Source organism: Protofrankia sp. CiP3 (assembly GCF_917627345.1).
Lineage (GTDB): Bacteria > Actinomycetota > Actinomycetes > Frankiales > Frankiaceae > Protofrankia.
The window spans coordinates 94,690-108,153 of sequence record NZ_CAKJTM010000002.1 but is presented as its reverse complement, the minus strand read 5'-3'; the positions used below and the strand labels follow the sequence as shown (position 1 = coordinate 108,153).

Genomic DNA, 13,464 nt, shown 5'->3' with positions numbered 1-13,464 from the left:
ATGATTATCCTGGCTTCCAGTGGGTGGAAGACCTCTTGATCATGAATCTTCTCGCGTCGGGGTTCCCGGGTTCCGGGAGGCCTGGAGAACCTGGAGAGCCGGTATGTCAGGCAACCGGTATGTCAGCGACGCCGGGTATGCCCGGGTAGTTTGTGGAGGCACTGTCACCGATGGCGGATCAAGCCCGAGCCACCCTTACGATCAATGCCGAGCCCGCGGAGGTGATGGCTGCGATTGCCGACACCGCGGCGTATCCGACCTGGTCGGGGCCAGTGGAACGAGCCGAGGTCGTCGAGGCCGGGCCGGATGGTCGTCCTCGCCGGAGCCGCTTCCTGGTCAACGCGATGGTGGCGAAGGAAGAATTCGTCATCGAGTACACCTGGTCGGGTAACGAGTCGGTGAGCTGGACGCTTGTCGAGGGGCACAACATGACTGCCCAGGAGGGCAGTTACACCCTATTTGATCTTGGTGATGGCAGGACGGAAGTCACCTACGACCTGACCGTCGAACTTAAGATCAAAATTCCTGGCCTGCTCCGGCGCAAGGTCCAGAACGGCGTTGTCGACGCCGCGTTGAAGGATCTCAAAAAGTATCTCGAGAGCTGACAGCGCGTGCGATGCGTGCTCTTTTCCGGCAAGGGGGGCGTCGGGACAACCACGGTCGCCGCGGCAACGGCAACTCTGGCGGCTCAACGCGGTAACCGGACGCTGGTGATGTCGGCTGATCCGGCGCGAGGCCTCGCGGCTGTCCTGGATCATCCGCTGGCCGATGTTCCTGTTGAGATCGAGTCCGGCCTGTTCGCGCAGCAGGTGGACATCCAGCGGGCGTTCGAGGACCAGTGGCAGGTGCTTCGCGGTTCCTTCGGGCGGCTGTGGGAGGCGACGGGAACCGAACCGATCGACGCCGGTGAGCTGATGCCGCTTCCCGGTGCCGAGGAGGTGCTCACGCTGCTCCAGCTGCTTGATCAGATCAGGTCCGGAGCCTACGACGTCGTCGTGCTCGATACCGGCCCGGTCGCGCAGCTGCTGCGCCTGCTGACGCTTCCCGAGACGCTGTCGTGGTACCTGCGCCGGATGATCCCGGTGGATTACCGCATTGCCCACCTGCTGCGCCCGAGCTCTCGCATACTCGGGCGCGGCGACGTGACGGAACCGCTGACGGGCGCCGCCACTCGTCTACGGGAGATCATGAACGAGGTCCGGGAGGTGCTCCTGGACCCGTCACGATCGAGCGTGCGGCTCGTTCTGACTCCGGAGAGCGTGGTGGTGGGACAGACCCGAGGAGCGTTGACGGCACTCGCGTTGCACGGTTTCGGCGTGGACGCGGTGGTGGCTAACCGGGTGCACACCCAGGCCGGTGCCGATGCCTGGCGGGCCGGGTGGGTGGCCGTCCACCGCGAGCAGCTGCTGGACGTCGAGGTGTCCTTCGCGCCGATCCCGGTCCTTCGCGCGGCCTACCGCGCTGGTGAGCCGATCGGTCTGGAGGAGCTGGCGGCTTTTGCCGCCGCCGCCTACTCGGGCCTGGACCCCGTGGCTGTTCTCGGCGGTGGCGGACTGACCGGCAGCGAGGCGCTGCGCGTCGAGCGCACCGGTGATGGCTTCTCGCTCTCGCTGAGCCTGCCGTTCGTGGAACGCTCCGAGATCGACCTTGCGCGGATCGGGGATGACGAGCTGATGGTGTCCGTCGGACTGCAACGACGGCTGTTCAGCCTGCCGTCAGCGCTGCGTCGTTGCGACGTGCGTGGCGCGGTGTTGCGAGATGATCGTCTGGTGATTTCTTTTGTGCCCAATCCGGACTTCTGGGTACGCACATGACCCGTAACACGGGTGGGCCGCTGGCGCGGGAGGCAGCCCTGCTGGCGGCGGCTCTGCGCGACCTGCTTGCCGAGCCGGCGGTGCACGCCGGTGCGGGCGGTGCGGATCATAATCATGATGGTGCGGCGGCGGGATTCGGCGCCGGACCGTTTTTCGGGCGGGCCGCGGGCTGCGACGGCAGCCAGGCCCATACCGGTTTTCCAGCGGGCCAGCAGGACGATCGATCTGGTAGGGCGCCGATCGTGGCCTGCCAGGTGTGTCCGGTGTGTCGGCTTGTCGCGACTGTCGCCGCCGGTCGGCCGGAGGTGGCGGTACATCTGTTCGCCGCCGTGACGTCGCTTGCCGCGGCGCTGCGGGCGACCCTTGCGGCTCCCGTCTCCGACGTCCCCGGAAGTGCCGGCAGCCATGCTGGGACAGACAGGCAGGAGAGCACGACCGAGCGACCGCGGCCCCGGTCGCGTGTTCAGAGGATCGATGTCGAATGACTGCCGCAACGGCCTTGGGGCACAGCCACCCAGAGTCGGGTCTGGTGATCGGCGTGGATGTCGGCGGAACCAAGGTCGCCGCGGGCGTCGTCGACCGGGACGGGGCGGTCCTCGCCTCGGTCCGCTGGCCGACTCCTACCAAGGAGCCGGCCGAGGTGGCCGACTCGATCGCCGCGGCAGTCGATGACCTGCGCGCCGCCGTGTCGCCTCGTCCGGTGGAGGCGGTCGGTATCGGAGCGGCCGGCTGGATCGACCGTGAACGGTCACACGTCCTGTTCGCGCCGAACCTCGCCTGGCGGAACGAGCCGCTGCGGGACGAGGTCAGCGCCCGGATCGGGCTGCCGGTGATCGTCGAAAACGACGCGAACGCGATGGCATGGGGGGAGTACCGGTTCGGCGCCGGCCGTGGCCACGACGACCTGCTGTGCGTCACCGTGGGGACCGGTATCGGCGGCGGGATCGTGCTCGACGGGAAGCTGTACCGGGGACACGCTGGCATCGGTGCCGAGATCGGGCACATGCAGATGGTGCCCGGGGGCCACCCGTGTGGCTGCGGGAACAGGGGATGCTTCGAGCAGTACGCGAGCGGTCGCGCACTGGTCCGGACCGCCCAGGAAATGATTATGGTTTCGCACGCGGCCGGCCGTCGGCTGTTGGAGCTGACAGATGGCGATGTGGCCTGCCTGACGGGCCCGATGATTACTGATGTTGCCCGGCAGGGCGATCCGCTCGCGGTGAAGTGTTTCGAAGAGGTCGGCAGCTGGCTGGGCCGGGGGCTGGCCAGCCTTGCCACGATCCTTGATCCCGGCCGTTTTGTTGTCGGTGGCGGAGTGGCGGAAGCAGGGGATCTTCTGCTCGGCTCGGTGCGGGCGGAGTTTCGTAACAATTTGTCAGGTCGCGAATACCGCCCTGAGGTGGAGATAGTCGTGGCGGAACTCGGGCCGCCAGCGGGGATCATCGGTGCTGCGGACCTGGCTCGACGCTGAGTTCCCGCTGTCGCACCGCGCGGGGTGCCAGCCGTCGTTCAGACAGACCCCGGCAGCGGCCCTGTCCCGGAGCGGGACGGGTAGTCCGCGACCAGTTCCTGAGCCAGCTGTTCCAGGAACAGCCCGCTGTCGGTGACGACACCGACAGCCTGGGCGAACCCGCGGTCGACCAACCTGGTGACGTTGCTCGGGTCGATGTCGACACAGGCTACCGGGATGGACGCGGGCAGGATGTTCGCGGTTGCCACCGAGTGCAGCATCGATGCGATCATCATGGCGAATCCGACACCGTGCAGGGCCTCTCGCATGGCTCGCTGCCCGGCCAGCACATCGGTATGAACGTCAGGCAGCGGACCGTCGTCGCGAACCGAGCCGACCAGGACGAACTTCTTGTTGGCCTTGACGATCGCATGCATGATCCCGCTGGTGAGGATGCCGTCCTCAACCGCCGTGGTGATCGAACCGGCGCCCCGGATCGTGTTGATCGTCCGGATGCGCTGTTCGTGACCACGCTCAGTGGCATGGGCGCGGGCCGACTCGTTGCCGATCGCCGCGCCGTAGAGGGCCGCCTCGATGTCGAGGGCGGCGAACGCGTTCCCGGAGAACAACACGTCCACATAGCCCGCCTCGACCAGGGCGACCATGGCGGGAGCCGCGCCGGCCTGTACGACCGCCGGCCCGGCCACCCACAGGACTGAGAAACCCTCGGCCTTGAGCTCGCGGATCTGGCGTGCGATCGTGCGGACCAGCAGCGCCTGGTACTGCGGTGACATCGATGTCGTTGACGACGACAGGGACTGGAAGGTTCCGTACATGCGGGTCGAATGATCGCTGACCGGTAGCACGGTCTTCACTCCGGACACTCCACACACGATCATGTCGCCGGCCCGGACCTCGGGCACCGGGATGGTGCGGACCCGCCCGCCGGAGACGACCAGGCCGCAGTCCATCTCGGGATGTTCCACCGGCACCCACTGGCCGCCGAGATGGACCACGGTCTCCAGATTGGTGGTCGAGTAGAAGTCCGCGGGGAAGACGCCGTCGCGCTCGGCGGGCCGTAGCAGCACCTCGTCAGAGCTCACGCTGTTGACACCATGCACCTGGATGTGCATGAGAATCCGGGAAAGCTGGTCCGCTGAATCCGCGCCAACGATGATCTTTGCGTGTGACTCGTCGTCGTGGCTCTTGCCGAGATCAATGCTCTCGACCTCGTAATCGCCCCCGTAGCTCAGGACGTCATCGAGCACACGAGCGAGAATCCCGGTGTCCATCAAGTGACCGTGGATCTCGACCGTTTCGTGAAAGCGCACGCAGCCGCCCCTTCCATGCCGTAGCTCTGGCGCCGAGGCCCACCCGGAGCCAGGCTCAGACGACCGCGCCGTCGTCGCCGTCGTCGGAATCGGTGGGTGGTCGATCCCCCAGCTGTGCTATCAGTGTGGCGACTCCGCCCAGCACAAGCACGACTCCGGCAATGTCATGACCCGTGCCCTGCCTGATGCCGGCCACCGCTGGTACGAGCAGGATTCCAAGGCCGAGCGCGAGGGAGCACAATGCCCACCGCGTGACAGCACGCATCCGTGGTACCGGCGGCGGCGGTGGTGGTTCGTAGTGATCGGACTGTCCGTACGAGCCCGCCACCTGATCGGATGTCGGCACGTAGCCGGGGCCACTGCCAGCTGTTCCGTTGCCAGCTGTTCCGTCGGTCAGGCGGGCGACCAGCGCGGCGAACGCCGCGTCCCACTCCGCCGCGTTGTCGCTCAGGGCAGCGGCCGGCGCTGGCGCCCGGAGCGCGGAACTTTCGTCCACCGTCGCGTCAGCCGGGAAATCGCCAGGTGCCGGCTCCCGGTCTGAAGTGCCGTGCGCGGGTGCGGGGCCGCGCTGGCGTGCGTCGTACGTCTGGGCGGGCCCACCCGTCGGCCCGCCCCGGCCGCCGCCCTCGCCCCCGTCGCGGCGGTTGGCCTCGGCATCATGCCGCGCCCGCTGGCCCGAGTCGTGATCGGAATCTTTTCGGTCGCCGGGTGTCATGTCGGTCATGGCTCAGCCCGAGAGCGGCCCGGAGGCCTGGGCCTGCGGCAGCGCGTGGGTACGGATGAACTCAAGACTTTCCTCGAAGATTGTTTGGCGATCGTTGTCCAGTGTCGCCACGTGATAGCTGTCCTCCAGGACACGTTCGGAGACGGTGCACGATGCCGCTCCAGCCAGCAGGATCTGCCCGGACGAGGCCTCGACGACGTGGTCGACGCGGCTGCGGAAGGTCAGTACGGGGCACACGACGCGTCCCAGCTCCGCGACTGTCACCCGCCACAGGTGGGACAGGGAGACGTAGGCCCGCAGCGGCACGCGCTGATAGGCGATCTCCCGCTCGCCGCGGGCTTTGATGTCGCTGGCCACCCCCGGCACAGCCGGTATGATGCGAGAGAGCAGCGGGGCGAGTACTGAAATCTTCCGATCGGTGCCAAGACTCGGGTTGACGGTGACCGCGCCGGCCACAGCTGAGCCGTGTACCTCCGCGAGGCGCAAGGTCAGCGTTCCACCCATGGACAGCCCCATGACGAAAACAGTCTCGCAGCGTTGCCGGAGCCGCGTGAACGCGTCGTCCGCCGCGCCGAACCAGTCCTGCCAGGTTGTGGCGTTCATGTCCTGCCAGCGGGTGCCGTGGCCCGGCAGCAGCGGACAGCACACTGTCAGGCCGGCCTCCGCGAGGAACTCGCCCCATGGGCGCATGCTGTGCGGTGTGCCTGTGAATCCGTGGACCAGCAGCACGCCGGTGCCACCACCGCCGAGCTCGAACGGCTCAGCGCCCGGTATGACCGAACTCCGCGGTCCGCTCCCCATGGTTTCCGCCCTCTCGTCAGATGCGCGGGACCGCTCGCCCCCCGTAGGGGCGGATGGCTTCTCCGTCATCGTCACGCAAACCGGTTTTGCAGCATGCTCGCACGCCCGGGAGAGACAGGCCATGCTCAGTGCGCCGCTCGAGGCGGCGCGCCCGTTGCCGGCGGCCCCGTGCATGGGCTCCGAGCTGGTGTCCGCGAGTGGGAGGCAGCGGAGGTGGCTGCGGCGAGGCGTTTGTGACGGCGGCAACACGCTGGCATGGTTCGACACCTGCCGGTGGACGCCACCAGCGAGGATACATAGGGTTATTCCGGCCACCGTGCGCGGGTGTGTCCGGCGAATATTTGGTGGACGACCACACCGGGAGCTGACGTGTTTTACTGGGTCGTCAAGGCATTTCTCACCCCCTTCCTGCGACTCTTCTGGCGGCCCTGGGTGGAGGGGCTGGAAAACATCCCGGAGCGGGGTCCCGCCATCCTCGCGGGTAATCATCTGTCCTTCGCGGACCACTTCTTTCTCCCGCTGGTCGTGCCGCGCCGGGTCACCTTCCTGGCTAAAAGCGACTACTTCACCGCGCCGGGGATCAAGGGCTGGCTCAAGCGGGTGTTCTTCAGCGGCGCGGGGCAGCTCCCTATTGACCGCAGCGGCGGGGCCGCGAGTGACGCGGCGCTACGAACCGGGGTCAGGGTGTTGCAGCACGGCAAACTGTTGGGCATCTATCCGGAGGGCACCCGGTCGCCCGACGGGCGGCTGTACCGTGGTAAGATCGGCGTCGCTCGGATGGCACTGGAATCGAAGGTCCCAGTGATCCCGATCGCGATGATCGGTACTTTCGAGGTGCAGCCGCAGGGGAAGGTGATTCCCCGCATCCGCCGCGTCGGTATTCGGATCGGCCGTCCCCTCGACTTCAGCCGGTACGAGGGAACAGCGGATGATCGTTTTGTGCTGCGCTCCATGACCGACCAGATCATGTACGAGCTTATGGTGCTGTCAGGCCAGGAGTATGTCGACGTGTACGCCCAGCGTGCCAAGGTTGAGATTGCCGCCGCGCGTGCGGCCGCGGTCGAGGCGGCCGGGGGTATGGGCCCAGGTCCCGCCGGGCGGACGCACGATCGCCAGGCTGCCGCGGTGTCCCGGGCCGCGGGCGCTCATGGCGGGATTGCCGGGGACCGCGACAGCCACGACGCCGCGGACGGGACGGATACCCGCCAGGCAGGCTGACGGCTCGCGCGGTGGGCACGGCAGGATGGTTGGCGTGTACTCATCGGGGGGCCCCAAGGCGCCGAGGCCGCGCTGGAACGAACACCGGCCGACCGGGCGCTTCGCGCCGGGGCGGCGCGGCCTGGGACGGCTGATCACAACGGGTGTGACCGTGACTGTCACCACAGTAGCGGCGATGGCCGGCGTTGTCTCGGCGCTCGGGGCTCAGCCCGCGCGCGGCGCGGAACCGACGGGCCTGGCGCTGACCGCGATCGCGGCGGGTGGCCCGCCCGCTGGCACCGTGCTGCGCGCGGGCCGCTTTATTGTTGATCTTGAAGGCCGCGTGTTGTTCCTGCACGGTCCCTCGGTCCCTCCAGGGGCTGTCGTTGACACCGCCACCGTTGGGCAGTGGGCGGCCGAGGGCTTCAACGCGGTGAGTATCGGCGTGCGGATGGACGCCGACGGGACGTTCGCTGGTAGTTCCGGTAGCTCCAGCCACGCTGGCATGCCAGCTCGGGCAGCCGCCGATGGCTCCGATCCCGGGCTTGAGCAGCTTGCCACGGCCGTCGATACCGTTGTCGCTCAGGGACTGCGAGTGATGATCCAGATTGTGCCGACCGCCGCCGCGATGCGAGCCGGTGATGAGGCATTCGCCGCTGGCCTACGGCGGGTGGCTGGCCGTTTCCACGATGTCGCCGGGCTCGTCGGCTTCGAGCTCGCTGCCCCGGCCGGTTCACCCGCGCTCAACGGGGCGGTCCGGGACACCGATGCCCACCATCTGCTGTGGCGGCAGGGCATCGCCCCATTCGACGCGGCCGCGAGTGTCGTGACCAACGACGAGGCCACGCTGCTGGCCGGGTGGGCCGCCGGCGATCCCGCGACCGTACTGCGGCTGGTGTCGGCCGCCGACGCGACCCAGCTCGGCTGGTTCTTCGACCGGCCGCTGAACGACACCACGCTCGGTGCCGTCGCCAGGCCCTATCCGGCCGCGGTCGCCGGTGTACCGGTCGGCTTCACCTACAGTCCGTCGGGGCGGCTGCTGACACTGTCCTACGTACCGGTGCCGGCCGGCGGAGGTGCCTTCAGCGGTGGGGCCGCGACCCAGATCCGTGTTCCCAGGCGCGTCTACCCTGACGGTTACGTGGTCCGGGCGAGCGGAGCGACGGTCGTGTCCGCTCCCGGCGCGGGTGTGCTCTGCCTGGTCACCGATGCCCGAGCCGCCCGGGTGGACGTCAGGGTCGAACCCGCGGCCGCCGGGCGGGAACCACCGGTGGCGGCGCCGACGGCCGGTGACCCCTGCCCAGGGGCTGCCGCGCGGCCAACGGCGCCCCCCGCCGCAGGGCAGGCCGTGGACGGCGCCATGCGGACGGACAGAGCCGTCGCCCGTGCCACCGGCAGGGCTGGCGGCACGGGCGACGGCCAGGCTGGCGGCGGGGCCAACGGCATGCTGCTGTGGGCACTGCCGCTGGCCGGCGCCGTGGGAATGGCGTCGGTCCTGGGCGGTCTGCGGTGGAGAATGCGCCGCGGCCGCGGTGGACGGGCGGCTGTCGCCGGCAGCCGGCGCTTTCCCTGACGTGGGCAGGCAAACTGGACGGGTGGGCACCCGATATCTTTATGACACCGAGTTCATCGAACGTTCCGAAGCCGGCCACCACTGGCTGGATCTGGTGAGCATCGGGATCGTCAGTGAGGACGGCGCCAGAGAATACTATGCTGTGTCCACCGAGTTCGATCCAGCCTTCGCGGTGCCGTGGGTGCGGCGCAACGTGCTGGACAAACTTCCGCCGCCGGCTGATCCGTGCTGGCGGTCGCGGTCGCGGATCCGTTCGGACATCGCCGAGTTCCTCGGTGTCGACGGGCCGCCGGAGCTGTGGGCCTGGTACGCAGCTTATGACCACGTGGTGCTTTGCCAGCTTTTCGGCACAATGACCGATCTTCCCCGTCCTTTCCCCCGGTTCACCCGTGACCTGCGCCAGCTCTGGGAGGAGGTCGGCCGGCCATCGCTGCCGCGGCCGCCCCACGACGCCCATGACGCCCTCGCCGACGCCCGGCACAACCTGGCCCGTTGGCGTGTGCTGGCGCCGTTGCGGGCAGCCACGTCATCGTTGGCCGCGGAAGCCGCGGAAGCCGCCGGATAGGAGCGTCTCTTCCGGCGGTCCTTCCGGGGGCCGCCGACGGCCGTGCGAGCGGAACTATGATCTTTTGGTTTTTGTTCGACCGGATTTTCGCGCCACGGATGCCGGTTCTGTTCCTGGAGCGCTCTGCCACGACTACGCTCCGCCCTGATGGGCTCGATGCAGGTCATCAAGGCAGGTCGTCAAGGCGGCGAAAAGGGGTGCGGTCGTGCGGATCGGCGTACTGACAGGCGGTGGGGACTGCCCAGGACTGAACGCGGTCATACGGGCGGTTGTCCGTAAGGGAGTCGATATCTATGGATATTCTTTCGTAGGTTTCCGGGACGGCTGGCGCGGTCTTCTGGAAAATTCGACGGTGCCGCTCGGTGTAGCCGCGGTCCGGGGGATTCTTCCGCGCGGTGGGACGATTCTCGGTTCCAGCCGCACAAATCCCTACAAGGTGACTGACGGGGCGGATCGCATCCGGCAGACAATCAACAGCCTGGGGATCGACGCCCTTGTCGCCGTCGGGGGCGAGGACACCCTCGGCGTCGCCGCCCGGCTGCACGCCGAGGGCATTCCGATTGTCGGGGTTCCCAAGACCATCGACAACGATCTGTCGGCCACCGATTACACCTTCGGGTTCGATACGGCGGTGAACATCGCGATGGAGGCCATCGACCGGCTGCACACCACCGCCGAGAGCCACCACCGGGTCCTCATCGTCGAGGTCATGGGCAGGCATGCCGGCTGGATCGCCCTGCACAGCGGGATGGCGGCCGGCGCCAACGTCATCCTCATCCCGGAACGGCCGTTCGACATCGACAAGGTCTGCGCATTCGTCGAGCACCGTTTTGCCTCGCACTATGCGCCGATCATCGTGGTGGCCGAGGGCGCGAGCCCGGTGGCCGGCAGCCTGGTGGTCAAGGAGGGCGAACTTGATGCCTTCGGACATGTCCGGCTGCAGGGAATCGCGTCCGTCCTGGAGACCGAGATCCGTGGCCGTACCGGGCGCGAGTCCCGCGCCACCGTACTCGGCCATGTGCAGCGGGGCGGTACACCAACGGCGTTCGACCGCTGGCTTGCGACCCGTTTCGGCCTGCATGCCATTGACGCCGTGTACGACGGCGCCTGGGGCACGATGGTCGCTCTGCACGGCACCCGGATCGACCGGGTACCGCTGACGGAGGCGACCCGTCAGCTCAAGCTGGTCCCCGAGGAGCTCTACACCGAGGCGGAGGTGTTCTTCGGCTGAGACACGGCTGGGGCACGGCGAAGCCGACACGACCGAGGCATGGCACGGCCGTGGTGATTCATGATCAAATATTTACGCCGTAGCCTATTACACTGTGGACGAACTGGATGTCTGGCGGACCCTGCCGGCTAAGCAACAGCCGAGCTGGCCCGACCCGGTGGAACTGGCGGCGGCCCGTGACCGGTTGGCGATCCTCCCGCCGTTGGTCACCGCGCCGGAAATTCGGGTGCTGACCGAACGGCTGGGGTCGGTCGCCCGCGGCGAGGCGTTTTTGCTCCAGGGCGGCGACTGCGCGGAAACCTTTGCCGCGAACACCGCCGACAAGATTCGCGACAAGGTGAAAACGCTGCTGCAGATGGCGGTTGTGCTTACCTACGGCGCGAGCGTGCCGGTGGTGAAGGTCGCCCGGATAGCCGGCCAGTATGCGAAGCCGCGGTCAGCCGACATCGAGGCGAGCACGGGGCTGCCGTCCTACCGCGGTGACGCGGTCAACGGCATCGCCGCGACGGCGTCGGCCCGCCGGCCCGACGCCCGCAGACTCGTGGATGCCTACCATGCCAGCGCGGTCGCGCTGAACCTCATCCGCTCCTTCGCCACCGGCGGATTCGCCGATCTGTCGAAGGTGCACGAGTGGAACAAGACGTTCGTGCGGGACTCCGCGGCTGGGCGCCGGTACGAGCTCATGGCCACCGACATCGAGCGGGCGTTGTCGTTCATGGCGGCCTGCGGCATCAGTCCCGAACGCGCGCCCAGCCTGCACGGCGTCGAGCTGTTCACGAGCCATGAGGCGCTCCTGCTGGAGTACGAGCGGGCGCTGACCCGGACAGAGGAGGCGAGCGGCGCGGTCTACGACCTCTCCGCGCACATGCTCTGGATCGGTGAACGTACCCGTCATCTCGATGGCGCGCATGTGGACCTGATGTCCCGGGTCGGCAACCCCATCGGGTGCAAGGTGGGCCCGAACGCATCCCCGGACGACGTCCTCGCGTTGGTCGATCGGCTTGACCCTGAGCACATCCCAGGCCGTTTCACGGTCATCACCCGGATGGGAGCGGGCCGCGTCCGCGAGGTGCTTCCCGCGATCATCGAGAAGGTCAACTCCGCCGGGCATCCTGTGGTGTGGTCGTGCGATCCCATGCACGGCAACACCCGTGACGTGAACGGGGTGAAGACCCGGCACTTCGACGATGTCCTCGACGAGGTGTTCGGTTTCTTCGAGGTCCATAAGTCGCTGGGCACCCATCCTGGCGGCGTGCACATCGAGCTCACCGGTGACAACGTGACGGAGTGCCTCGGTGGTGGCGAACAGATCGGTGAGGCCGATCTTGCCGGTCGGTACGAGACCGCATGCGATCCGCGTCTCAACACCGGCCAAGCCCTGGAGCTGGCCTTCCTCGTCGCCGAGATGCTTCAGCAGGGCTCCTCCGGGGTGGCGCCTGCCAGCGCCCGGGTAGCGCCTGCCAGCTCCACCGGGGCAACATAGATCATCTTTGTCGATTCAGCAGCGGGCGTGGCGGAGCTGATCGCGGGAGCTGGCGGGGTCAGCCTGGGCCGGCGGAGCCCAGCAGACCCGCCACGATGCCCTCGGGATCGACAGCGGGATCGCTCTCGGTCGGTGATGCGCTCGGCGTCCGCGATGCCCCGGTGGCCGGGGTGGTGGTTGCCGTCGCGGTGCTGGTGTTCGCGGGCTGTCCGGTGCTGGCCGGGCTGGTGGGGCTCACCGCCGGGACATCGGTGGTGGCCGTGCTCGGTGCGCTGGGGGTTGTCGGGACACCTGCGCCCAAGACCGGTGCGGGGGACGGGCTCACCGGTGGTGTCCCGTCTGTGTCCTGGCGGGCCGGCTGCCGGGTGCGTGAACCGTCCGTCTGGGTGGGAGTGGCCTCCGAGGCGCTCCCACGCGACGGCGCCGCGATTGCGGCGGTGACGGTGTCGTTCACACCATGCACGTAGTCAAGGGCTGCGGAGGTCATCGTGCGCAGCTGACCGCCGGGCAGACCGTCGAGCAGTGCGCGCAGATCTCGGGACTGGTCGGCGGTGAAATCCCGGACCGTGCGCAACGCGTCATCGCTGCCGTTGCGGGCCTCGGCGACCAGCACCTCCCCACCGGCCGACGCCTCGTTGCGCCAGGCCGTGAGGAGAGCGCGAACCTCGGTGGTCCTCCTCGGGAGCAGACCGTCGTCCATGATGGTGCGGATCTCCCCGAGCCTGGTCCGGGCAATGTCGAGATGGACCTTGGCTTTTTCCACCCGGCTGTTGGTGAGATCGAGCTGGATCTGCTCGACTCGGAGCTTGAGCCCGTAGAAAGGCTCACCGGGAAGCGCCCGATGGGTGTTGACCGCGATGCCCGTCACCACGACCGAGGTGGCGAGGGCACCGATCAGGGCCGGGCGGACGCAGACCCGCGCGCGGGAGCCGCGCGCGGGAGTACGCCCGTCGCTGGTCAGGAGTTCGGTAGCTGGTAGCTCGGTAGCCGGGAGGTCGGTAGCCTGAAGCGCCCCGGCCGGTAGCTCGCCGCTCAGCAGCGCGATGTCCGGGGTTTCCGCGCACAGCAGGGCGCGCAGGGACGCGCGGAACTCCTCCCGCGGCGATACCTGTTCAACCGCTCGCAGCGCGGTGACGACATCCATCCTGGCGCGGTCGCGCGAGCCGACGGCGGGCTGTCGACCGTCCGTTAACCGGTCGAAGTGTTCCGCTCGCCGCCGAGTGAGTGGCACTCCCACGGACGTCCCCCTGTTCCCCCTGTACGGTGCGCCGTCCAGGCGCTGATCGGCACCCGTA

Annotated in this window: 13 protein-coding genes; 9 read left to right on the top strand and 4 right to left on the bottom strand. The window is 68.2% G+C overall.

Translation table 11 applies throughout. The annotated features are described in order from the left end of the window. Positions 1-170 precede the first annotated feature (170 nt). From MJ797_RS01285 to MJ797_RS01270, 4 genes are read left to right on the top strand one after another with little or no spacing between them, the layout of a single operon-like run. A complete protein-coding gene (locus tag MJ797_RS01285; RefSeq protein ID WP_239330714.1) occupies positions 171-605 on the top strand; it encodes an SRPBCC family protein in 435 nt (144 codons plus the stop codon). A gap of 6 nt (positions 606-611) precedes the next feature. Further along, entirely contained in the window at positions 612-1,814 is a 1,203-nt protein-coding gene (locus tag MJ797_RS01280; RefSeq protein WP_239330711.1) for an ArsA family ATPase, read from the top strand. Continuing rightward, positions 1,811-2,299 carry a hypothetical protein gene (locus tag MJ797_RS01275; protein WP_239330708.1) on the top strand — a complete coding sequence of 163 codons (489 nt, stop codon included), beginning with the start codon at positions 1,811-1,813 and terminating at the stop codon, positions 2,297-2,299. Before MJ797_RS01280 ends, MJ797_RS01275 begins: the two co-directional genes overlap by 4 nt. After that, the gene (locus tag MJ797_RS01270; RefSeq protein ID WP_239330705.1) at positions 2,296-3,285 is read left to right on the top strand and encodes an ROK family glucokinase; all 990 of its coding nucleotides are present in this window, start codon (positions 2,296-2,298) and stop codon (positions 3,283-3,285) included. The genes MJ797_RS01275 and MJ797_RS01270 overlap by 4 nt, the downstream gene beginning before the upstream one ends. Before the next feature lie 38 nt (positions 3,286-3,323). Here the strand turns inward: MJ797_RS01270 and MJ797_RS01265 are convergent, their stop codons facing one another. The 3 genes from MJ797_RS01265 to MJ797_RS01255 are packed head-to-tail and all read right to left on the bottom strand — an operon-like array spanning position 3,324 to position 6,120. Further along, on the bottom strand, positions 3,324-4,595 hold the full coding sequence (locus tag MJ797_RS01265) for a TIGR00300 family protein (RefSeq protein ID WP_239330681.1): 1,272 nt from the start codon (positions 4,593-4,595) through the stop codon (positions 3,324-3,326). A gap of 55 nt (positions 4,596-4,650) precedes the next feature. Further along, the gene (locus MJ797_RS01260) at positions 4,651-5,319 is read right to left on the bottom strand and encodes a hypothetical protein (RefSeq protein WP_239330678.1); all 669 of its coding nucleotides are present in this window, start codon (positions 5,317-5,319) and stop codon (positions 4,651-4,653) included. Positions 5,320-5,322: 3 nt separating this feature from the next. Next, on the bottom strand, positions 5,323-6,120 hold the full coding sequence (locus tag MJ797_RS01255; protein ID WP_239330662.1) for a carboxylesterase: 798 nt from the start codon (positions 6,118-6,120) through the stop codon (positions 5,323-5,325). Positions 6,121-6,489: 369 nt separating this feature from the next. Between MJ797_RS01255 and MJ797_RS01250 the strand changes: the two genes are divergently transcribed. The 5 genes from MJ797_RS01250 (at position 6,490) to MJ797_RS01230 (ending at position 12,169) form a co-directional block, all read left to right on the top strand. Continuing rightward, positions 6,490-7,338 (top strand): 1-acyl-sn-glycerol-3-phosphate acyltransferase, encoded by an 849-nt coding sequence (locus MJ797_RS01250; protein ID WP_239330660.1) that lies wholly within the window; start codon positions 6,490-6,492, stop codon positions 7,336-7,338. Positions 7,339-7,489: 151 nt separating this feature from the next. Continuing rightward, positions 7,490-8,890, top strand: coding sequence for a hypothetical protein (locus tag MJ797_RS01245; protein WP_239330657.1), 1,401 nt, complete (start codon positions 7,490-7,492; stop codon positions 8,888-8,890). 22 nt (positions 8,891-8,912) lie between these two features. Further along, on the top strand, positions 8,913-9,455 hold the full coding sequence (locus MJ797_RS01240) for a polyadenylate-specific 3'-exoribonuclease AS (protein WP_239330654.1): 543 nt from the start codon (positions 8,913-8,915) through the stop codon (positions 9,453-9,455). Between the two features lie 205 nt (positions 9,456-9,660). Beyond that, positions 9,661-10,686, top strand: a complete 1,026-nt coding sequence (locus tag MJ797_RS01235; RefSeq protein WP_239330634.1) for a 6-phosphofructokinase — start codon at positions 9,661-9,663, stop codon at positions 10,684-10,686. 94 nt (positions 10,687-10,780) lie between these two features. Further along, entirely contained in the window at positions 10,781-12,169 is a 1,389-nt protein-coding gene (locus tag MJ797_RS01230; protein ID WP_239330631.1) for a class II 3-deoxy-7-phosphoheptulonate synthase, read from the top strand. A 58-nt stretch (positions 12,170-12,227) separates the two neighbouring features. Here the strand turns inward: MJ797_RS01230 and MJ797_RS01225 are convergent, their stop codons facing one another. After that, positions 12,228-13,313 carry a DUF5667 domain-containing protein gene (locus MJ797_RS01225; RefSeq protein WP_239330628.1) on the bottom strand — a complete coding sequence of 362 codons (1,086 nt, stop codon included), beginning with the start codon at positions 13,311-13,313 and terminating at the stop codon, positions 12,228-12,230. Positions 13,314-13,464 lie beyond the last annotated feature (151 nt).